A 21474-nucleotide genomic window follows, 5' to 3' on the forward strand; every position below is an offset into this window, starting at 1 on the left:
CAATTCGTGCCGCGCCCGCGTCATTCCCCGTCTGTGGCTTACGCGGGGGAATAGGCCTTTCCAATCCCGACCATCCGTGAAATAGGAAACCGCCAAATGAACCCATCCAGACCCGAGGTGTTAAATGGAGATTCGTGAGGCCCTGACCTTTGATGACGTCCTGCTGGTTCCCGCAGCGTCTTCTGTGTTGCCGTCCACCGCAGATACGCGAACCCGCGTCACGCAGAGCATCGCGCTCAATATCCCGCTGCTCAGCTCGGCCATGGATACGGTGACCGAAAGCCGCATGGCCATTGCACTGGCGCAGGCCGGGGGCATGGGGGTGGTGCACCGCAACCTCACGATCGAAGAACAGGCCCGCGAAGTGCGCCGGGTGAAACGCTTTGAATCCGGCATCGTTTACAACCCGATCACCCTGCGCCCCGACCAGACGCTGGCGGATGCCAAGGCTTTGCAAGAACGCTACCGCGTGACCGGCTTCCCGGTCGTAGACGAAAATGGCCGCGTGCTGGGCATCGTCACCAACCGTGACATGCGTTTCGCCTCTGACGACCGCACGCCGGTCTCGGTGATGATGACTTCTGATCGGCTGGCGATCCTGCAAGAGCCTGCGGACCGGGAGGAGGCGATCAGCCTGATGAAATCGCGCCGGATCGAGAAACTGTTGGTGACGGATGCCGAAGGCAAGCTCACCGGGCTGCTGACCCTGCGTGACACCGAACAGGCCGTGCTGAACCCCACCGCCTGCAAAGATGATCTGGGCCGCTTGCGTGTCGCCGCGGCGACGACAGTGGGCGACGCGGGCTTCGAGCGCTCGGAAGCGCTGGTCGATGCAGGCGTCGATATGATCGTGATCGATACCGCCCATGGCCATTCCGAAGGCGTGGCCCATGCGGTGACCCGGGCCAAGAAACAGTTCGGCGATGTGCAGGTCGTCGCGGGCAATGTGGCCACCGGTGACGCCACCCGCGCGCTGATCGACGCGGGCGCCGATGCGGTCAAGGTCGGCATCGGCCCCGGCTCCATCTGCACCACGCGGATGGTGGCGGGCGTGGGCGTGCCGCAACTGACCGCGATCATGGACTGCGTGGCCGCTGCGGGCGACGTGCCGATCATCGCCGATGGCGGCATCAAGTTCTCCGGCGATTTCGCCAAGGCGATTGCCGCAGGTGCCTCCTGCGCCATGGTCGGCAGCATGATCGCCGGCACCGACGAAAGCCCCGGCGAAGTCGTTCTTTATCAAGGCCGTAGCTTCAAAAGCTACCGCGGCATGGGCAGCATGGGCGCCATGGCGCGCGGCTCGGCGGATCGGTATTTCCAGAAAGACGCCGCCTCTGACAAATTGGTGCCCGAGGGGATCGAAGGTCAGGTGCCTTACAAGGGCAGCGCGGGCAATGTGTTGCACCAATTGGTCGGCGGTCTGCGCGCGGCCATGGGCTATACCGGTTGCGCCACGGTCGATGAGATGCGCCGCAATTGCAACTTCGTGAAGATCACCGGCGCAGGGTTGAAGGAAAGCCATGTGCATGACGTGCAAATCACCCGGGAAAGCCCGAACTACCGTATCGGTTAACCCGTAAAGCAGCGGCCCGCGGGCCGTTCTTTCCAAAAGGAAGATGCCATGACCCCCGGCGCGCGCGTATCCGCTGCGATAGAAGTTCTGGACGCAATTGCCGGGGGGCTGGCCGCCGAACAAGCGCTGACCCGATGGGCGCGTCAGAGCCGCTTCGCGGGCTCCAAAGACCGTGCCGCCGTGCGCGATCATGTGTTCGACGTGCTGCGCCAGAAACGCAGCGCGGCACATTACGGCAGGGGGGAGACGGGCCGCGCGCTGATGATCGGTGTGCTGCACGGGCAGGGGGCCGACCTTGACGCGCTCTTTTCAGGGGTGGGCCATGCGCCCGCGCCGCTGTCCGAGGCCGAACGGGCTTTCCCGCCAGCGCCCGAGGATCGCGCAACGCGGCTGAACCTGCCCGACTGGCTGCTCCCCCTGTTCGACACGGCGCTTGGGGAGAATGCGGATGCTGCGGCCCTCGCGCTTCAAGAGCGCGGGCCGATCTGCCTGCGGGTCAACACCGCGCGGATCGCCGTGCCCGCCGCGCAAGAACTGCTGGCTGAAGAGGGCGTCCAAACCCGCGCAAACCCGCTTGCCGAAGCCGCGCTGACCGTGACCGAAGGTGCGCGCCGCATCCGAAATTCCGCCGCCTTCACCGACGGTTACGTCGAATTGCAAGACGCAGCGAGCCAAGCTGTCGTCGCCGCTCTGCCTTCGGGGGGCCGGGTGCTCGACTACTGCGCCGGCGGCGGCGGCAAAGCGCTTGCTCTGGCCATGGACCCCGCGCGCGAGATCACGGCACACGACATAGACCCCCGCAGAATGAGCGACCTGTCCCCCCGCGCCGATCGCGCGGGCGTCGCGATTTCCCTAGCCGATACCGAAGAGGCCAAAGCGGGCGCCCCCTATGATCTCGTCCTCTGCGATGCGCCCTGTTCCGGCTCGGGCGCATGGCGCCGCGCGGCGGAGGGGAAATGGACCCTGACCCCCGAGCGCTTGACCGAACTGACCACCATTCAGGACCAGATTCTCGATACCGCAGCAGGACTTACAGCACGCGACGGAGTCTTGGCCTATGCCACTTGCTCCCTGTTGCGGGAGGAGAACGAAGCGCGGGTCGAGGCTTTTCTGGCCCGCCACCCCGAGTGGCGAGTCGCCCGCATGGACCGCTATGACGTAACCCCCGATGGCGACGGATTCTTTTCAGCACAGTTGACGCGCGAGTAAATTTACCCATAATCAACCCATGCGTGCAAACCGATTTCGGTTAAAGCCTGCTTAACCTCTGTCGCACGTAATAGTCGTATGATTCGGTTGTTAGGGGATGTGCGTGCAGCAGGGCGTTGGGCATTCAGGGATTGGGGGGCAGGCGGGGCTCAGGCGGCTTTGGCTGCTTGTGGTGATGGCTCTTGCCGCTGGCGCGCTTGCGATGCGCAGCACTGATGCGACGTTGCAGCTTGCCCTTGCCGCGTCGGCGGCCACATTGGTTTTTATTTCAACTGGTTACATCGTCTTTCTTCTATGGGATAGGGGGCGGAATCGGGTCAGCGCGGATGGAGTCGCGGACTTCATCGCAAAAGACGCCGCACCGAGTTTCATCGCCACCTCCGATCGGCAAGTCATTTACCGCAACGAGGTGGCTCTGAAGCAGTTCGGCAAGGTCGGCGAAGAATCCCTCGCGCAGGCCTTACGAGCGCATTTCGCCAATCCCGTGGGCCTTCTCTACCGTCTGCAATCACGCGCCACCGCCAGCGGCAACGCACGGGAAGAGGTGATCACCCGGTCCGGCCCCATGCGCCTATCGGTGCACCAGTTATCAGCCGACCGCCTGCTTTGGCGGATTGAAAGCGTTGCCACCCGCGAGGGCCCCCGCAGTACGCACGAAAGCATGGCCTTGCCAATGGCCATGCTGGGCCGCGGTGGGGCGATCCTTTTCATGAATGAAGCGGCGCGCATACTGGTCGGGCAACGGGTGAAGTCACTCGACCGATTGTTTAATTCCCTACCACTAACCCCCGGAACCGTGACCGAAATCGCCACCGCGGAAGGAAACCGGCAGGTACTGGTGGCCGAGGTTGAAGCCGGCGCGAACCGCCGCGCACTCTATCTTCTGCCGCCGCCCGAAGGGGCTCCCTCTCCCAATGAATTAGGCTGGGAAACGTTTCAAGACCTCCCCGTGCCGATGATCAAACTGCGCCCCGATGGAACGGTATTGGCCTTCAACCGTATGGCGGGGAAGCTGCTCGGCGTATCGCTGCGGCGCGGCACCCATCTTTCGCATCTGATGGAGGGGCTCGGCCGCTCGATCTCGGACTGGCTGCAAGACAGTCTTGCAGGGCGGTTGGTTCAAAAGTCCGAATTTCTCAGGCTCACCCGAACGGATCAGGAGGTCTTCGTTCAGGTCTCACTCAACCGCATATCCGAAGCAGGCGAGGCGGCCCTCATCGCGGTGCTGCAGGACGCGACCGAACTCAAATCGCTTGAGGCGCAATTCGTGCAGAGCCAGAAAATGCAAGCCATCGGGCAGTTGGCCGGGGGCGTCGCGCATGACTTCAACAACCTTTTGACGGCGATTTCCGGGCATTGTGACCTCCTCTTGCTGCGGCATGATCAGGGTGACCCGGATTTCAGCGATCTGGTCCAGATCAACCAAAACGCCAACCGTGCGGCCGCGCTTGTGGGGCAACTCCTCGCCTTTTCGCGCAAACAAACCCTCCGGCCAGAGACGCTCGACATGCGCGATACCCTCGCCGATCTCACGCATTTGCTGAACCGACTGGTGGGCGAAAAAGTAACGCTGACCCTCAGCCATGACCCCGTTCTCGCCCCGATCCGCGCGGATAAGCGCCAGTTGGAGCAGGTGTTGATGAACCTCGTCGTCAACGCTCGCGATGCCATGCCCGCCGGAGGCGAGATCCGTATCGTGACCGAGGTGACGAGCCTCGACCAACCGCTTGAAAGAGATCGGGTCAGCGTGCCCGCAGGCCGCTACGTCACGGTGCAGGTGCATGACGATGGCACGGGCATTCCGAAGGATAAGCTGCAAAAGGTGTTCGAGCCGTTTTTCACCACTAAGCGAACCGGCGAGGGCACCGGCCTTGGCCTCTCCACTGCCTATGGCATCGTCAAACAAACGGGCGGTTTCATCTTTCTCGACAGTGAGTTGGGCAGGGGCACATGTTTTACCCTCTACTTCCCCGTGCTGGAGGGCCAGCCCACTGCGGTCGCGAAAAAGCCCCCCGCATCGCCGGCTCAAAGCCCGCTTCAGCGGTCCGACGGGGTGATCCTTCTGGTGGAAGATGAAGCACCCGTGCGGGCCTTCGCAAGCCGCGCATTACGGCTTCGCGGCTACACGGTCCTAGAAGCCGAATCTGCCGAAGCCGCGTTAATGATGCTCGAAGATAAGGAGTTGGATATCGATGTATTCGTAACAGACGTCGTTATGCCCGGTATGGATGGGCCAAGCTGGGTGCGCCAAGCGCTAAAACAACGCCCGGATGTGCGGGTTGTTTTTGTCTCGGGCTATGCGGAGGATAACTTCGGTCAAGAACAGTCGAAAATTCCGAATTCTGTCTTCCTACCGAAACCCTTCTCTCTCACTGACCTGACCACAACGGTCCACAATCAGCTGCACTGAGCATCACGCGGGGCAGGGCTATGTAATCGACTCGTAAAGCTCAAACTCCGCCGCGAACTTACGACGAAAGCGTTTTTCCACATTCGGGGAAAGCGCTAGCTCCATCTTGGGAGAGACATTCTCCTGCCCCAAGGTCAGCGTCACGTCGAGCCGCTTTTCCAAAAAGCGACGGAGCCGCGTCTGATCTTCATAGCGGAAATGGTGAGTGATCCCGGTGCCGTTCGGTTGGGCCTCCATGAACTTCAGCTGGCTCCCCACATCGGCGAAGCCCGGCTTGTCGCCCTTCATATAGGCGAGGACGAATTCGTCGAAAGTGATCCCGAAAGTGTTGTTCGGCTTGCCCTTCATGAAGGGGCGCTGCCGATAGCGATACCAACTGCCCAGCCAAGAGATCGGTTCGCGCATTACCGCCATCAGCTCAAGCTCGGCATCGCAAACTTTTAGAAACATTGGTCGAATAAAACGATTATAGCGATAAACCGGCGCATGCTTCAGCATGGGCGGATCGGAAATCACCATATCCGCCCGCGGCGCCAGTGCTTTCTCATAGGCGGTGGTTCCGGTCTTTGGGACCGACAAAAAAGCCAAACGTTCTTTAAAAAAAACAATCAATTGCGTCTTACCTTGGGCTGCAGGCGGCCCTTTCTAGTTTGGGTAAACCATTTCTTTACCATTCTCGCCAAAACATAAAGGACAAACAAAGTCGTTGAAATGTTCCGCATTTACCCTCATATGGAACATTAGAGGAACATAAGCGACGCAGCGCGCAGGCGATTGCCGCCGGGGCGCCACTGTGACACTAAGGAATGAACCTAATGGCAACGGCAGATCTTTTGACGATGGACAGTAAGAAAACCGCAGAAAAGCAAAAGGCGCTCGACAGCGCGCTGGCCCAGATCGAACGTCAGTTCGGCAAAGGGTCGATTATGAAACTGGGGGCCGAAGGGGCGATCCAGGATATCAAAGCCAGCTCCACAGGCTCGCTTGGCCTTGATATCGCGCTTGGTATCGGTGGCTTGCCGATGGGGCGCATCATTGAGATTTATGGCCCGGAATCCTCGGGTAAGACAACGCTGACGCTGCATTGCGTGGCAGAGCAGCAGAAAGCGGGGGGCGTTTGCGCCTTTGTCGACGCGGAACATGCCCTTGATCCGCAATATGCGAAAAAGCTTGGCGTGGACATTGACGAGCTGTTGATTTCCCAGCCCGACACGGGTGAACAGGCGCTTGAGATCACCGATACGCTGGTACGCTCTGGCGCGGTCAATATGGTGATCGTCGACTCCGTCGCGGCCCTGACGCCGAAATCCGAGCTTGAAGGTGAGATGGGTGACAGCAATGTCGGTGTTCAGGCCCGTTTGATGAGCCAAGCGATGCGCAAGCTCACCGGGTCGATCAGCCGGTCCAATTGTATGGTTATCTTCATCAACCAAATCCGGATGAAGATCGGCGTGATGTTCGGCTCTCCTGAGACCACCACCGGCGGCAACGCGCTGAAATTCTACTCCTCCGTCCGTCTCGACATCCGCCGGATCGGCGCCCTGAAGGACCGAGACGAGGTTGTTGGCAACGCAACGAAGGTCAAGATCGTCAAGAACAAAGTGGCGCCACCCTTCAAACAGGTCGAATTCGATATCATGTATGGCGAAGGCATTTCCAAAATGGGGGAGTTGCTGGACCTTGGGGTGAAGGCCGGTGTGGTCGATAAATCCGGCTCGTGGTTCAGCTACGGGGATGAACGGATCGGGCAGGGGCGTGAGAACGCAAAGAACTTCCTGAAACAGAACACTGCTATGGCGTCGGAGATCGAAGATAAGATCCGCGCGGCCCACGGGTTGGACTTTGAGGGCTCCGGCGGTGACGACGCGGATATTCTTGAAGCTTGAACCTGATTTGACAATTTGAATTTACGAAGGGGCGTGGCCAAAGGCTGCGCCCCTTTTTCATGGGCAGGAACGGTGGACAGCGCCGGGACTGAGGGGTATTTGGGACCGATCAAATCTGCCCCGGAAGGCCTCGCCATGAAGACGCTGAATGAAATTCGCTCAACTTTTCTGAATTATTTCGATGCGCAGGGGCATCAGATCGTGCCCTCCAGCCCGCTGGTGCCGCGCAACGACCCGACATTGATGTTCACTGCGGCCGGTATGGTCCAGTTCAAGAACCTCTTCACCGGGGTCGAGACGCGCGATTACAGCCGTGCCACCTCGGCGCAGAAATGCGTGCGGGCTGGCGGCAAGCACAATGACCTCGACAATGTCGGCTATACCGCGCGGCATCACACGTTTTTCGAGATGCTCGGCAACTTCAGCTTTGGGGATTACTTCAAGGCCGAAGCGATCCCCTTTGCTTGGGACCTGCTGACCAAGGAGTTCGGCATCGACCCGAACCGCCTTTTGGTCACAGTGTACCATACCGATGAAGAAGCGGTTAAAATCTGGAAGGCCCATACCGGCCTGCCGGATGAGCGCATCATTCGCATCGCGACGGATGATAACTTCTGGTCCGCCGGCCCCACCGGTCCCTGCGGGCCTTGTACCGAGATTTTCTACGATCACGGCGATCACATTTGGGGCGGCCCTCCGGGATCGCCCGAGGAAGACGGTGACCGTTTCGTCGAGATCTGGAACCTCGTTTTCATGCAATACGAGCAGTTCGAAGACGGCACGCGCCAGCCGCTGCCCAACCAGTCAATCGATACCGGGATGGGGATCGAACGGGTGGCGGCGCTGTTGCAGGGAACGAATGACAACTATGCCACCGACCTCATGCGCAACCTGATCGAGGCCAGCGCCCATGCCTCTTCGACCGATCCAGACGGGCCGGGCAAGACCCATCACCGGGTGATCGCGGATCACCTGCGGTCGACCTCCTTTCTGATTGCCGATGGGGTGATGCCCTCCAACGAAGGCCGCGGATATGTGCTGCGCCGGATCATGCGGCGCGCCATGCGCCATGCGCATCTGCTCGGCGTTAAGGATCCTTTAATGCATCAGCTGGTACCATCCTTGGTGCAGCAGATGGGCGCGGCTTACCCTGAGTTGGGGCAGGCGCAATCGCTTATCCGTGAGACTTTGCTGTTGGAGGAAACCCGTTTCCGCCAAACGCTGGATCGCGGTCTGAAGCTGCTGGATGATGAGTTGAGCGGTTTGCCCGAGGGGGCGACCCTGCCGGGGGAGGCGGCATTTAAACTTTATGATACATATGGCTTCCCACTTGATCTGACGCAGGATGCGCTGCGCGAGAAGGGCCGTGCGGTCGATACCGAGGGGTTCGACACGGCGATGGCGGCGCAGAAGGCCAAGGCCCGTGCGGCTTGGGCCGGATCGGGCGAAGCTGCGGATGCTACCGTTTGGTTCGATGTGGCCGACAAAAGCGGCGTGACCGAGTTTTTGGGCTATGACACTGAAAGCGCCGAGGGGCAGATCGTCGCTTTGGTGCAGGGCAGTGATCAGGTCGAAGCCGCCGCAGTAGGCAGCGATGTGCAGGTCGCGCTGAACCAGACTCCGTTTTATGCCGAAAGCGGCGGGCAAGTCGGCGACACCGGCGTGATCCGGACGCAGACCGGTATTGTGAACGTGACCGATACGCGAAAGTCGGCGGGCGTTTTCGTGCATTTCGGCCATGTGATCGAAGGCGAGGTGAAGCCGGGGCAGACCGCTGTTCTTGAGGTGGATCGTTTGCGGCGCAGTGCCATCCGCGCCAACCACTCGGCCACGCACTTGCTGCACGAGGCCCTGCGCAACGCGCTTGGGGATCATGTCTCGCAGCGCGGTTCGCTGAATGCGCATGATCGTCTGCGGTTTGACTTCTCCCATGCCAAGGGGCTGACACAGGAAGAGTTGAGCCAAGTCGAGCGTGAGGTGAATGATTACATTCGCCAGAACACGCCGGTTGAGACGCGGATCATGACGCCGGACGATGCGCGCGCCATGGGCGCGCAGGCGCTCTTTGGTGAGAAATATGGCGACGAGGTGCGGGTCGTCTCGATGGGGCAGTTGGAAGGGTCCGGCAAGGGCAGCGACAAGTCAACCTATTCGCTGGAGCTTTGCGGCGGCACTCATGTGCGGCAGACAGGCGATATTGGCGCCTTCGTGCTTTTGGGAGATAGCGCGAGCAGCGCGGGCGTCCGCCGGATCGAAGCGCTGACCGGGACCGAGGCTTTGGCATGGCTGCGCGAACAGGAAGCAGCGCTGAGCCGGGTCGCGTCGGAGTTGAAAACCTCGGCCAGTGACGTACCGGAACGGGTGCGTGCATTGTTGGACGAACGTCGCAGCTTGACCAACGAAGTGGCGCAGCTGCGTCGTGAATTGGCGATGTCGGGCGGCGGCGCGGCGGCATCCGAAGCGCGCGAGGTGAACGGCGTTAAATTCGTAGGCCAAGTGCTGAGCGGTATCACGGGCAAAGACCTGCCGGGTCTGGTGGATGAGCATAAGGCCAAGCTCGGCTCGGGCGCGGTATTGTTGATCGCCGACACCGGCGGCAAGGCCGCGGTCGCAGGCGGTGTGACGAAGGATTTGACAGATCGCCTCTCGGCGGTCGACATGGTGAAAGCGGCGGTGGCCGAACTGGGCGGTAAGGGCGGCGGTGGCCGTCCCGACATGGCGCAGGGCGGCGGCGCTTCGGCGGAGAATGCCGAGGCGGCGATTGCCGCGGCTGAGAACATCTTGAAAGGATAAGGCCCATGGGCGCACTTTGGATTGCACATGTTACCGTCACCGATGAGGAGGCGTATAAGAAATACGCCGCCGGCGCCACCGAGGCCATTGCGGCACATGGCGGTAAGTTTATCGCCCGCGGTGGGCGGTTCGTTCAGCTTGAGGGTAAAGAGCGACCGCGCAACGTGGTGGCGCGTTTCCCCGATGTCGAAACAGCCGAAAAATGTTACCATTCCGATGCTTATCAAGCGGCGTTGAGCCATGCGCGCGGAGCCTCCGAGCGTGAACTAATGATCGTCGAAACCGACGAATAATCCTGAAACGCCCCGCCTGAATGACAGGCGGGGCGTCTTGCATTGCCGGGGCGGAACCTTCCAAGGGGAGGGTGGTTGATCCCTCATGAACTTCGACCGACTATCCGCTTTCGCCCAATGGTGCCGCCGCCATGTGGAGGTGACGACATTGGCCTTGATGGGGCTTTCGATCACGGCCGTTTGGACATTGGCCGAACTGACCGAAGAGGTCGTCGAAGGTAGCACCAGCAGCCTTGACCGTGACATCCTGTTGTTCCTGCGCACGCCCGGCGACCTTTCCGATCCCATCGGCCCGTGGTGGGTGGAGGAAATCGGCCGCGATTTGACGGCCCTCGGCGGGGTCGCGGTGCTGGTACTGACGACCGTCGTCGTCTCGCTCTTTTTCCTGTTACAACGGCGGTGGTCGACCGCGCTTTACATCCTTGCCACCGTTGGCGGGGGGATCGTGCTGAGCAGCATCGCCAAGGAGTTTTTCGACCGTCCGCGCCCCGACCTCGTCCCGCATGGCTCGCTCGTGCATACGGCAAGCTTCCCCTCGGGTCATTCGATGATGGCGGCGGTGGCCTATCTTACCCTTGGCGCGATGGTGGCACGGGCGCAGAAACGCTGGGCGCTCAAGGTCTATACGCTGGCGGTTGCCGTCCTGCTCACGCTGCTCGTCGGGATCAGCCGGGTCTATATGGGGGTGCATTGGCCGACGGATGTGGCGGCGGGCTGGCTTGGCGGCGGGGCTTGGGCCATCCTTTGCCTGATTGCGGCGCTGAGTTTGGCGAGGCGTGGGCATATCGATCGCGAGGAAAGCGATACTTAGGGCGGCTGGAACTCTTGAGCGCCGGATATGAAAACGGCAGCGCATCGTAAAATGCGCTGCCGTTTTACTTTGCGTTTACCGTAGCTTAGCTGGCTTTTGCCATCCGCTTGCGCTCATGCGGGTCGAGGTAGCGCTTGCGCAGGCGCACGGCGTTCGGGGTCACTTCGACCAGCTCGTCGTCGTCGATATAGGCAATCGCCTCTTCAAGGCTCAGCGTCATCGGCGGGGTCAGGCGCACTGCGTCATCGGTGCCCGAAGCGCGCACGTTGGTCAGCTTCTTGCCCTTCAGCGGGTTCACTTCCAGATCGTTGTCGCGGCTGTGCTCGCCGATGATCATGCCGGTGTAGACGTCCGCCTGCGCGCCGATCATCATCTTGCCGCGCTCTTCGAGGTTCCACAGCGCGTAGGCGACCGAGGTGCCATTCTCCATCGAGATCAGCACGCCCGCGCGGCGGCCCGGGATCGGACCCTTGTGCGGTGCCCAGCCGTGGAAGACGCGGTTCAACACGCCGGTGCCGCGGGTGTCGGTCAGGAACTCGCCGTGATAGCCGATGAGCCCGCGCGAGGGGACATGGGCGATGATCCGGGTCTTGCCGGCGCCCGCGGGTTTCATCTCGACCAGCTCGCCCTTGCGGGTGCCGGTGATCTTTTCGATCACCGCGCCGGAGTATTCGTCATCCACGTCGATGGTGGCTTCTTCGATTGGCTCATGGCGCACGCCGTCGATCTCTTGGAACAGCACCTGCGGGCGGGAGATCGACAGCTCGAACCCTTCGCGGCGCATGTTCTCGATCAACACGCCCATCTGCAATTCGCCGCGGCCGGCGACTTCGAAAGCCTCGCCGCCCGGTGTGTCGGAGATTTTGATCGCCACGTTGCTCTCCGCTTCTTTCAGCAGACGCTCGCGGATCACGCGGGATTGCACCTTTTTGCCGTCGCGGCCCGCGAGCGGGCTGTCGTTGATGCCAAAGGTCACGGTGATGGTGGGCGGGTCGATCGGCTGCGCCGGGATCGCTTCGTTCACCGAAGGATCGGCCAGCGTATCGGCCACGGTGGCCTTGGCCATGCCCGCGATGGAGACGATGTCCCCCGCTTCGGCCACGTCGATGGCAGTCTGCTCCAGCCCGCGGAAGGCGAGGATTTTGGTGGCGCGGAAGGTCTCGATCTGGGTGCCGTCGCGCGACATCGCTTTGACGGTCTGGCCCGCTTTCAGGGTGCCGGTTTCGACGCGACCGGTCAGGAGGCGGCCTAGAAACGGGTCACCGCCGAGCGTGGTGGCCAGCATGGTGAAGGGCTTGTCGGCGTTTTCGATTTGCTTCGGCGCGGGGACGTGATCAAGGATCAGATCGAACAGTGCAGAGAGGTCTTTGCGCGGCCCGTCAAGTTCGGCATCCGCCCAGCCGGAGCGGCCCGAGGCATACATATGCGGGAATTCAAGCTGTTCGTCGGTGGCGTCGAGGCTGGCGAAAAGGTCGAAACACTCATCCAGCGCGCGGTCAGGCTCGGCATCCGGCTTGTCGACCTTGTTCAGCACGACGATCGGGCGCAGGCCCAGTTTCAGCGCCTTGGAGGTCACGAATTTGGTCTGGGGCATCGGGCCTTCGGCGGCGTCCACCAAAAGCACCACACCATCGACCATCGACAGGATGCGCTCGACCTCGCCGCCGAAGTCGGCGTGGCCCGGCGTGTCGACGATGTTGATGCGGGTGTCGTTCCAGACGACCGAGGTCGGCTTGGCGAAGATGGTGATGCCGCGCTCACGCTCCAGATCGTTGCTGTCCATAGCGCGCTCGGTGGTCGCCTGGTTTTCACGATAGGTGCCGGATTGTTTCAGAAGCTCGTCCACCAGCGTCGTCTTGCCGTGGTCAACGTGGGCGATGATTGCGATGTTGCGCAGGTCCATTAAGTCAGCCTTTGGATAGGGGAGGGACGCGCCAACCTAAAGCTGCGCGTATAATTGCGCCGCCCATACCGCGCCCCGGCCACAATTGCTAGCCCTAATGCCGTGACGCCCCCCTTACTGCGCGAAGCTGTGCCACTGGTGCAGCCTTAGTGGGTGGCGCTGTTCGAAAAGAGGTGGATGACCAGAATGCCGCTGATGATCAGCACAAGTCCCAGAACCGCGGGCAGGTCGAGCCGCTGACCGAAGAGGACGAAGCCGATAATCGCGATCAGCACGATGCCCAGACCGGCCCAAAAGGCATAGACGATCCCAACTGGCATGACCTTCAGCGCCAGCGACATGCAGTAGAAAGAGATCATGTAAAAGACCACCACCGCCACCGAAGGCCAGAGCCGGGTGAATTGATGCGAAGCCTGCACCGCGGTCGTGCCAAGGGTTTCCGCCACCACGGCGATGATGAGCCACAGGTAATGCATCTCGGTCTTCCTCAGAGCGGGAGTTCGGTGGTTTCCTTGATCTCCTCCATCACGAAACTGGCCGAGACATCCGATAGCGGCACCCGGCGGATCAGGTCCTGATAGAGGCGATCATAGCCCGCCATATCCCGAACACGCGCCCGGATCAAATAGTCCAGATCACCGGTCATCCGGTAGACGCCGAGTATCTCGGGCATGGCTTTCGTGGCGCGGGAGAATTTCTCGAGCCAATCGGGGGCATGGGCGTTGGTGCGGACTTGGATAAAGACGCTGAGGCCGAGGCCGAGTTTCGCCGCGTCCAAGAGCGTCACCCGGTTCTTGATCACGCCGGCCTTTTCCAGCGCCCGGATGCGGCGCCAGCAGGCATTGCGCGACAGGTGGACCGCCGCGCCAAGCGCCTCAAGGGATTGGCTGGCGTCGCGTTGCAGTTCGACCAATATTCGGCGGTCTATGTCATCAAGTGTTATCATGGCGGTATTTTGGTGGGAAATATTCTCACGCACAAGCGGTTGTCGGGAGAGTTTTGAGACAACGTCACAAGCAGGCTCGGCTATGGTGGGGAAAGGCAGAGACAGGAGTTTCCCATGATCGCACGCATCTTCCTCGACCATCCCGCCAAGGTGGATGAGACGTTTCTGGAGCATATGGCCTTCGCGCTGAAGTTTTCGGGGCTGCTGTTTGCGGCAGCTGGCGCGGCGCTGGTGCATGCGCTGATCCCGTGCCTTTTCGAGAAGACGGCGAGTGGGATCATCGCGAAGCTTTACGCGCGGACGCACAACCGGGGGCAGTGAGGACCAGCGCGGCTCCAGTTTCGCAATGAGGGCCAGCGCCTGCCCGCGGGTGGGCGATTTTACGTGGCCTCGTGCCACTTTATGGCTCAGCAATGTTGTGCGTTCCGCGAGTTCACGCCCAGCCTAACCAAATCGCCTACCCGGTCGCACCGAAGGTGCGCCCCCTTTATAGCGGCACGCCTCCGGCGTGACGGGCGGGCAGGCGATGGCCCGGCGCCTACGGCTTGATTCCGGGCCGGGTGGCAAGCGTGACCGAAAAATAGAAAAGGGCCGCATCGTGCGGCCCTCTGTCATTCCAAACATCCGACAGGCTCAGCCCGCCAGCGCCTTGTTCAGGTTCTCGTCCACCTTCTCCAAGAACCCCATCGTCGTTAGCCAACCCTGATCCGGCCCCACTAGCAGGGCAAGGTCCTTGGTCATGATGCCTGATTCCACCGTATCCACCACGACCTTCTCCAGCGTCTCGGCGAAGTTGATCAGCGCGGTGTTCTCGTCCAGCTTGCCCCGGTGCTTCAGCCCGCCGGTCCAAGCGTAGATCGAAGCGATGGAGTTGGTCGAGGTCTCCTCGCCCTTCTGGTGCTGGCGGTAATGGCGCGTCACGGTGCCGTGGGCGGCCTCGGCCTCTACGATCTTGCCGTCCGGCGTCATCAGCTGCGAGGTCATCAACCCCAGTGAGCCAAAGCCCTGCGCCACGGTGTCCGACTGCACGTCGCCGTCGTAGTTCTTGCAGGCCCAGACATAGCCGCCCGACCATTTCATCGCCGAGGCGACCATGTCGTCGATCAGGCGGTGCTCGTACCAGATGTTCTTCTTCTTGAAGTCCTCGGCGAATTCCGCGTCGAAAATCTCTTGGAACAGGTCTTTGAAACGCCCGTCATAGGCCTTCAGGATCGTGTTCTTGGTCGAGAGATAGACCGGCCAGCCGCGGTTCAGACCATAGTTGAAGGACGCGCGCGCAAAATCGCGGATCGAATCGTCGAGGTTGTACATCGCCATGGTGACACCGGCGGAGGGCGCGTCAAAAACCTCCTTCTCGATGGTCTCGCCATCCTCGCCGACGAATTTGATCGTCAGCTTGCCCTTGCCGGGGAAGCGGAAGTCGGTGGCGCGGTACTGGTCGCCGAAGGCATGACGGCCAACGACGATCGGCTGCGTCCAGCCCGGCACAAGACGCGGCACGTTGCGGCAGATGATCGGTTCGCGGAAGATCACGCCGCCGAGGATGTTACGGATGGTGCCGTTGGGGCTGCGGTACATGCGCTTGAGGCCGAACTCCTCGACCCGCGCCTCGTCAGGCGTGATGGTGGCGCATTTCACGCCGACGCCATGTTCGCGGATCGCATGGGCCGCGTCGACGGTGATCTGGTCGTCAGTCTCGTCCCGTACTTCGATGCCGAGGTCGTAATACTTTAGGTCAACGTCAAGATAGGGCGTGATTAGCTTCTTTTTAATGAAATCCCAGATGATCCGGGTCATCTCATCGCCGTCGAGTTCGACGATGGGGTTTTCTACCTTGATCTTCGACATGACGAATTCCTCTGTTTCAGGGTGCGTTTGGCCGTGCTTTAGCCTATTCGGGGCCAAAGAGAAAGATCGTATACAATGGTATGCCGAAGGCTGCGGTTAGGCGCCGACCCCGGCGAAAAAGCTGCTGATGCGGGCGCGGGCATAGGACCAAAGGGCAGGGGCGCCGATGGCGATCTTGCGGCCCACCTTTTCTTCGATTTGCGCTTCCGAGACGTTATAGTCAGTCCAACTGCCGCCGCCGGAGGCGAGGTTCTGCATCGGCGGCTGGAACCGGTCGAGCGATTTGGCAAAGCGAGCTGTAGGGCTTTCGGCGGCCTCGAACTCTTCCCAGATGCTGCGCAGATCGTCCCGCAGATCGTCCGGCAATAGGCCAAAGATGCGGTTGGCGGCGATTTGTTCCTGCGCTTCCATCTCGGCGGCGTCGTAATCGCCAAAGATTGGATTGTCGCCCGCGTCAATCTCGACAAGGTCGTGCAGGATCAGCATCTTGATGACGCGGTTGATGTCGACCTCAGGCCCGGCTTGATCGGCGAGCACCAACGCATAGAGCGTCAGATGCCACGAATGTTCGGCAGAGTTTTCCGCACGGCTGGCATCGCATAGGGTGGTGCCGCGCAGCACGGTTTTCAGCTTGTCGGCCTCGTTCAGAAAGGCAATCTGCTTGTCCAGCCGCTCTGTCATGCGCCGCCCTTACCGCGATGGTCGCGCAGCTTGCGCGCCAGAAAGGCGCGGGCCTTGTCATTGGCCATCCGGGTGCGAACGGCGGTGAGGAAGGCTTCTTCCAGCGTTTGCGACGAGGCGCCCAGCACCTCGCCGACTTCCATGAACAAGCGGTCTTCGCCTGTCTCGGCCTGTACGGCGAGACATTCCTCGGCCAATTTATTGGCCAGTTGGGTGACGACCGCGTCCGCCATCAGCGTGTGGATTCCGTCAGGCGGCGTTTGACATAGTCGCTGGTCGAGGTGATCAGCGTGTCCATATGCGGCTCTTCAAAGAAGTGCCCGGCGCCTTCGATCTCCTGATGGGTGATCGTGATGCCCTTTTGCTCGTGCAGCTTGCTGACGAGGTTCGTGGTATCCGCGGGCGGCGCCACGCGGTCGGCGGTGCCGTTGATCACCAGACCCGAGGCCGGGCAGGGTGCAAGGAAGGAAAAGTCGTACATATTCGCAGGCGGAGAGACCGAGATGAAGCCCGTGATCTCAGGCCGGCGCATCAGCAGTTGCATCCCGATCCATGCGCCAAAGGAGAAACCCGCAACCCAGCAGTGCTTGGAGTTGTTGTTCATCGATTGCAGGTAATCGAGCGCCGAGGCCGCATCGGACAATTCGCCAATGCCCTGATCGTATTCGCCCTGGCTGCGGCCCACGCCACGGAAGTTGAAGCGCAACACGGTGAAACCCATGTTGTAGAACGCATAGTGCAGGTTATAGACGACCTTGTGATTCATCGTCCCGCCGAACTGCGGATGCGGATGCAGCACGATGGCAATCGGGGCGTCACGTTCTTTTTGGGGGTGGTAGCGGCCTTCAAGGCGGCCTTCGGGTCCGGGAAAAATAACCTCGGGCATGGGTATCCCTGTCTAGGGGTTCAAAGATCGCTGCGAATAGTTGACGAATTCGCTAGGCCACCTTAGAACGGTTCTAATCTGGTTCCGCGCAGTGTCGCGTGGATCAGTCTTTGGACTTAGGCATTTAAGCCGCCCACGTCAATCAAATGGCGCGGCGGGTGAGGGTGAGACGATGAAGCTATCTACCAAAGGGCGCTACGCGATGGTCGCTTTGGCCGATATTGCCCTGCAACCCGAGGGCACCTTGGTGTCTCTGGGCGACATTGCCGAGCGGCAGTCGGTCTCTTTGCCCTATCTGGAGCAGTTGTTCGTCAAGCTGCGCCGGGCCGAATTGGTGACCTCTGTCCGGGGGCCGGGCGGCGGGTATCGTTTGGCGCGTCCGGCGGCGGATATTCGTGTGGTCGATGTGCTCGCGGCGGTGGATGAGACGGTGGATGCGATGCACAAGGGGGCGGGCGCCTCGGGCGGTCTGTCGGGCAGCCGGGCGCAATCGCTGACCAACCGGCTGTGGCAGGGGCTGAGCGCGCATGTCTATGTATTCCTGCACCAGACGCGCCTTTCGGATGTGGTTGAGAATGAGCTGGCCCCCTGTCCGGCGGTGCCGACCCTCTTTGCCGTGGTGGATGAGTCGTGAGGGTGGTTTTGGGCAGCGGGCGCGCCTTGGCGGCTGTGGTCTGCGCGGGTGGTGATGTGGAATTTCGGGGGCGCTGCCCCCGGACCCCCGCGGTATTTGGAAAAGGATGAAGGATGCGGGTCTATCTTGACCATAACGCGACCACGCCGCTGCGGGCGGAGGCGCGCGCGGCGATGATTGCGGCGATGGACCTGCCCGGCAACCCGTCCTCGGTCCATGCCGAGGGGCGTGCGGCCAAGGCCGTGGTCGAGCGGGCGCGGGCGCAGGTGGCGGGGCTTGTGGGCTGTGATCCGGTCGATGTGATTTTTACCTCCGGGGCGACCGAGGCGGCGGCGCTTGCGGCTGCGATGGGGGCGCGTGTGGTGACCTCAGCGGTGGAACATGACGCGGTTCTGTCTTGGGGGCAGGCGGCGCGTTTGGGCGTCGACGCACAGGGTGTTTGGGACGGCGACCTGACCGCCGCGGCGGGGGGCGATGTGGTGGCCCTACAGGCCGCGAACAGCGAGACGGGTGTGTTGCAGCAGACCATGCCTTTGGCCCAGCAGTGTTGGGCGATGGAGAGCTCGCCCTATGTGTTGGTCGATGCGGTGCAGGCGCTTGGCAAGACCCGGTTCAAGATGGCCACCTCGGGCGCGGATTTCATCCTTGTCTCGGCGCATAAGCTGGGCGGGCCCAAGGGGATCGGTGCACTGATCGTCAAACGCGGCATTGATCTGGCAGAACATGCGCTGCTGCGCGGCGGCGGGCAGGAGATGGGCCGCCGTTCGGGGACCGAGAATATCCCGGCCATCGCAGGATTCGGCGCGGCGGCTGAGGCGGCGGCGGCGGATCTGAGCGCGGGGCGTTGGGAAGAGGTGGCAGAACAGCGCGATTTGCTGGAAGCGACCCTTGCGGATGCCGCAAGTCTGACTACTTTTGTAGGGAAAGGCGCTCAGCGCCTGCCCAACACTTCTTGTATCATCACGCCCGGCTGGAAGGGCGAGACCCAAGTGATGCAGATGGACCTTGCGGGCTTTGCCATTTCGGCGGGGTCGGCCTGTTCCAGCGGCAAGGTGCGTGCCAGTGCCGTATTGCGCGCCATGGGCTTTGATGAAACACAGGCCGCCAGCGCGATCCGGGTGTCGCTGGGCCTCGACACCACCCGGGAAGATATCCTGCGGTTCGCCACAAGCTGGACCGCGAAACTGAAAAAGCACGAAACGCGGGCCGCCTGAGCGCCGCCACGGAAAGGAACTGAAACCTTGGAAAATATGACCCTGAAAGAGAATGATGGCGTCAAGGAAGGCGTTGACCAGGAAACCGTGGATGCCGTGCGCGAAGTCGGCGGCAAGTATAAATACGGCTGGTCCACCGACATTGAGATGGAATACGCTCCCAAAGGGCTGACGCCGGAGATCGTGAAGCTGATCTCGGAAAAGAACGGCGAGCCTGAGTGGATGACCGAATGGCGGCTTGAGGCTTACAACCGTTGGCTTAGCAAGGAAGAGCCGGATTGGGCGATGGTGGATTATCCTGAGATCGACTTTCAGGAGCAGTATTATTACGCTCGCCCCAAAAGCATGGCCGAGAAACCCAAATCGCTCGACGAGGTCGATCCGAAGCTGCTGGCGACCTATGAGAAGCTCGGCATCCCGCTGAAGGAGCAAATGATCCTTGCCGGTGTCGAAGGCGCCGAGGATGCGCCTGCCGAAGGCCGCAAGGTGGCGGTGGACGCGGTGTTCGATTCCGTCTCCGTCGGCACCACCTTTCAAGAAGAGCTGAAGAAGGCCGGCGTGATCTTCTGCTCGATCTCCGAGGCGATCCGCGAATACCCTGATCTGGTGAAAAAGTACCTCGGCTCGGTCGTGCCAGTGTCGGACAACTTCTACGCGACACTGAACTCCGCGGTCTTCTCTGACGGGTCCTTCGTCTATGTCCCGCCGGGCGTGCGCTGCCCGATGGAGCTGTCGACCTATTTCCGCATCAACGCCGAGAACACTGGCCAGTTCGAGCGCACGCTGATCATCGCCGACAAGGGCTCCTACGTCAGCTACCTCGAAGGCTGCACCGCGCCGCAGCGCGACGAGAGCCAGCTGCACGCCGCCGTGGTCGAGATCATCGTCGAGGAAGACGCGGAAGTGAAATACTCCACCGTCCAGAACTGGTACCCCGGTGACGAGGACGGCAAGGGCGGTATCTACAACTTCGTGACCAAGCGCGCCGATTGCCGCGGCGACCGCGCGAAGGTGATGTGGACGCAGGTCGAAACCGGCTCCGCCGTGACCTGGAAATACCCCTCCTGCATCCTGCGCGGCGACGACAGCCAAGGCGAGTTCTACTCCATCGCCATCGCCAACAACATGCAGCAGGCCGATACCGGCACCAAGATGGTGCACCTCGGCAAGCGCACCAAGTCGCGCATCGTGTCCAAGGGCATCTCGGCCGGCAAGGCGCAGAACACCTATCGTGGTCTCGTCTCGATGCACCCCAAGGCCAAGGAATCGCGCAATTATACCCAGTGCGACAGCCTGTTGATCGGTTCGGAATGCGGGGCGCATACGGTGCCGTATATTGAGGTGAAGAACAACTCGAGCCGCGTTGAGCACGAGGCGACCACCTCCAAGGTGGACGACGACCAGATGTTCTATTGCCGCTCGCGCGGCATGGACGAGGAAGAGGCCGTGGCGCTGGTGGTGAACGGCTTCTGCAAGGACGTGCTGCAGGCGCTGCCGATGGAGTTCGCCATGGAAGCGCAGGCGCTGGTGGCAATCTCGCTGGAAGGTTCCGTCGGCTAATGAGCCTTGATGCGGCGCATACTCCCCTCCGCCTGCATTGGTGGAAGGCGCAGCCGAATTTCGGCGATGCGCTGAGCCCGCTGGTCCTGAGCCATGTCTCGGGGCGGCGGGTGGAGCATGCGTCGGTGGATGAGGCGGATGTCTTTGGTCTCGGCTCGCTCTTGCAGATCGTGCGGCGGAAGTACGACACGCCGCGTGCGGGAGCCAAGCCGGTGATCTGGGGCAGCGGGTTGCTGCGCCCCGCCGGGGGCCGCGCGTTCTTGAAGAACATCGAGATTGCCCTGCTGCGGGGGCCGGTGACGGCGGCGCTTCTGGGCATCGAAACAAATGCTTTTGGCGATCCGGGGCTTTTGGTAAACGAGGTTCTGCCCGGCGAGGGATCACTCGGCGACAAGATCGGCATCGTGCCGCATCACACGCTGGCGGACGATCCTGACCTGCTGGAGCTCGTGGCCTCCGACAGCGCCTATGTGCTGATCGACCCGCGCGATCCGGTGGAGCAGGTCTGTGCCGGCATCGCCGCCTGTGCCCATGTCTTTGCCTCGTCGCTGCACGGGTTGATCACGGCGGATGCTTACGGCGTGGCCAACACTTGGGTGACGCCCGAGGGGCAGGGGCGGTTGAAGTTTCACGACTACGCCGCCTCCGTGGGGCGCGACATGCGCGCGCCGATTGCCTTGGCCGATATTCCGGCGGCACCCAAACCAGACGCGCCGCTGACCTACCAAGACGGCATCACTGCCTGCCGCGCCGCGCTGAAAGACAGCTTTCCCGCCGCACTCTGCGCCCGTCAGGGGGCGGCATGAACTTTAACACGCAGGGGCAAG

Annotated in this window: 20 protein-coding genes; 12 read left to right on the forward strand and 8 right to left on the reverse strand. The window is 61.6% G+C overall.

Features of this window, described 5'->3' with window-relative positions; genetic code table 11:
* Positions 1-124: 124 nt before the first annotated feature.
* The 3 genes from guaB (at position 125) to ACGYK2_RS00760 (ending at position 5192) form a co-directional block, all read left to right on the forward strand.
* Entirely contained in the window at positions 125-1573 is a 1449-nt protein-coding gene (guaB, locus tag ACGYK2_RS00750; RefSeq protein WP_271687347.1) for an IMP dehydrogenase, read from the forward strand.
* A 48-nt stretch (positions 1574-1621) separates the two neighbouring features.
* On the forward strand, positions 1622-2782 hold the full coding sequence (locus ACGYK2_RS00755) for an RsmB/NOP family class I SAM-dependent RNA methyltransferase (protein WP_271687345.1): 1161 nt from the start codon (positions 1622-1624) through the stop codon (positions 2780-2782).
* Positions 2783-2984: 202 nt separating this feature from the next.
* Entirely contained in the window at positions 2985-5192 is a 2208-nt protein-coding gene (locus ACGYK2_RS00760) for an ATP-binding protein (RefSeq protein ID WP_271689973.1), read from the forward strand.
* Positions 5193-5210: 18 nt separating this feature from the next.
* On the opposite strand, the gene ACGYK2_RS00765 is transcribed toward ACGYK2_RS00760, so the two are convergent.
* Entirely contained in the window at positions 5211-5804 is a 594-nt protein-coding gene (locus tag ACGYK2_RS00765; protein ID WP_271687344.1) for a gamma-glutamyl kinase, read from the reverse strand.
* 203 nt (positions 5805-6007) lie between these two features.
* On the opposite strand from ACGYK2_RS00765, the gene recA reads away from it, so the two are divergent.
* From recA to ACGYK2_RS00785, 4 genes are all read left to right on the forward strand, one after another.
* Positions 6008-7078 carry a recombinase RecA gene (recA, locus tag ACGYK2_RS00770; protein ID WP_067261794.1) on the forward strand — a complete coding sequence of 357 codons (1071 nt, stop codon included), beginning with the start codon at positions 6008-6010 and terminating at the stop codon, positions 7076-7078.
* Between the two features lie 135 nt (positions 7079-7213).
* Positions 7214-9871, forward strand: a complete 2658-nt coding sequence (gene alaS / locus ACGYK2_RS00775) for an alanine--tRNA ligase (RefSeq protein ID WP_271687343.1) — start codon at positions 7214-7216, stop codon at positions 9869-9871.
* 5 nt (positions 9872-9876) lie between these two features.
* The gene (locus ACGYK2_RS00780) at positions 9877-10164 is read left to right on the forward strand and encodes a DUF1330 domain-containing protein (protein ID WP_093741992.1); all 288 of its coding nucleotides are present in this window, start codon (positions 9877-9879) and stop codon (positions 10162-10164) included.
* Positions 10165-10249: 85 nt separating this feature from the next.
* Positions 10250-10975, forward strand: a complete 726-nt coding sequence (locus ACGYK2_RS00785; RefSeq protein WP_067261800.1) for a phosphatase PAP2 family protein — start codon at positions 10250-10252, stop codon at positions 10973-10975.
* An 85-nt stretch (positions 10976-11060) separates the two neighbouring features.
* On the opposite strand, the gene typA is transcribed toward ACGYK2_RS00785, so the two are convergent.
* From typA to ACGYK2_RS00800, 3 genes are all read right to left on the reverse strand, one after another.
* On the reverse strand, positions 11061-12878 hold the full coding sequence (gene typA / locus ACGYK2_RS00790; protein WP_209218798.1) for a translational GTPase TypA: 1818 nt from the start codon (positions 12876-12878) through the stop codon (positions 11061-11063).
* 146 nt (positions 12879-13024) lie between these two features.
* Positions 13025-13354, reverse strand: a complete 330-nt coding sequence (locus ACGYK2_RS00795; RefSeq protein ID WP_067262978.1) for a multidrug efflux SMR transporter — start codon at positions 13352-13354, stop codon at positions 13025-13027.
* An 11-nt stretch (positions 13355-13365) separates the two neighbouring features.
* On the reverse strand, positions 13366-13824 hold the full coding sequence (locus ACGYK2_RS00800; RefSeq protein WP_271687341.1) for an Lrp/AsnC family transcriptional regulator: 459 nt from the start codon (positions 13822-13824) through the stop codon (positions 13366-13368).
* A 114-nt stretch (positions 13825-13938) separates the two neighbouring features.
* Between ACGYK2_RS00800 and ACGYK2_RS00805 the strand changes: the two genes are divergently transcribed.
* Positions 13939-14145 carry a DUF6356 family protein gene (locus tag ACGYK2_RS00805; protein ID WP_067262973.1) on the forward strand — a complete coding sequence of 69 codons (207 nt, stop codon included), beginning with the start codon at positions 13939-13941 and terminating at the stop codon, positions 14143-14145.
* 312 nt (positions 14146-14457) lie between these two features.
* Here ACGYK2_RS00805 and ACGYK2_RS00810 read toward each other — a convergent pair whose 3' ends face one another.
* From ACGYK2_RS00810 to ACGYK2_RS00825, 4 genes are all read right to left on the reverse strand, one after another.
* Positions 14458-15672, reverse strand: a complete 1215-nt coding sequence (locus ACGYK2_RS00810) for an NADP-dependent isocitrate dehydrogenase (RefSeq protein WP_271687340.1) — start codon at positions 15670-15672, stop codon at positions 14458-14460.
* A gap of 96 nt (positions 15673-15768) precedes the next feature.
* Positions 15769-16353, reverse strand: a complete 585-nt coding sequence (locus ACGYK2_RS00815) for an HD family hydrolase (RefSeq protein ID WP_271687339.1) — start codon at positions 16351-16353, stop codon at positions 15769-15771.
* A complete protein-coding gene (locus ACGYK2_RS00820) occupies positions 16350-16586 on the reverse strand; it encodes a hypothetical protein (protein WP_209218794.1) in 237 nt (78 codons plus the stop codon). The genes ACGYK2_RS00815 and ACGYK2_RS00820 overlap by 4 nt, the downstream gene beginning before the upstream one ends.
* Complete coding sequence (locus ACGYK2_RS00825; RefSeq protein ID WP_067262961.1) at positions 16586-17239, reverse strand: alpha/beta hydrolase; 654 nt, start codon at positions 17237-17239, stop codon at positions 16586-16588. Before ACGYK2_RS00825 ends, ACGYK2_RS00820 begins: the two co-directional genes overlap by 1 nt.
* A 172-nt stretch (positions 17240-17411) precedes the next feature.
* Between ACGYK2_RS00825 and ACGYK2_RS00830 the strand changes: the two genes are divergently transcribed.
* From ACGYK2_RS00830 to ACGYK2_RS00845, 4 genes are all read left to right on the forward strand, one after another.
* Positions 17412-17873, forward strand: a complete 462-nt coding sequence (locus ACGYK2_RS00830; protein ID WP_067262959.1) for an Rrf2 family transcriptional regulator — start codon at positions 17412-17414, stop codon at positions 17871-17873.
* Between the two features lie 113 nt (positions 17874-17986).
* On the forward strand, positions 17987-19087 hold the full coding sequence (locus ACGYK2_RS00835) for a cysteine desulfurase family protein (protein ID WP_276154840.1): 1101 nt from the start codon (positions 17987-17989) through the stop codon (positions 19085-19087).
* A 36-nt stretch (positions 19088-19123) separates the two neighbouring features.
* Positions 19124-20647, forward strand: a complete 1524-nt coding sequence (gene sufB / locus ACGYK2_RS00840; RefSeq protein ID WP_209218955.1) for a Fe-S cluster assembly protein SufB — start codon at positions 19124-19126, stop codon at positions 20645-20647.
* Positions 20647-21453: a polysaccharide pyruvyl transferase family protein gene (locus tag ACGYK2_RS00845; protein ID WP_271687337.1), complete on the forward strand. Its 807-nt coding sequence runs from the start codon at positions 20647-20649 to the stop codon at positions 21451-21453. The genes sufB and ACGYK2_RS00845 overlap by 1 nt, the downstream gene beginning before the upstream one ends.
* Positions 21454-21474 lie beyond the last annotated feature (21 nt).

Source organism: Sulfitobacter sp. 1A10359, from assembly GCF_043558145.1.
Taxonomy (GTDB): Bacteria; Pseudomonadota; Alphaproteobacteria; order Rhodobacterales; family Rhodobacteraceae; genus Sulfitobacter; species Sulfitobacter faviae.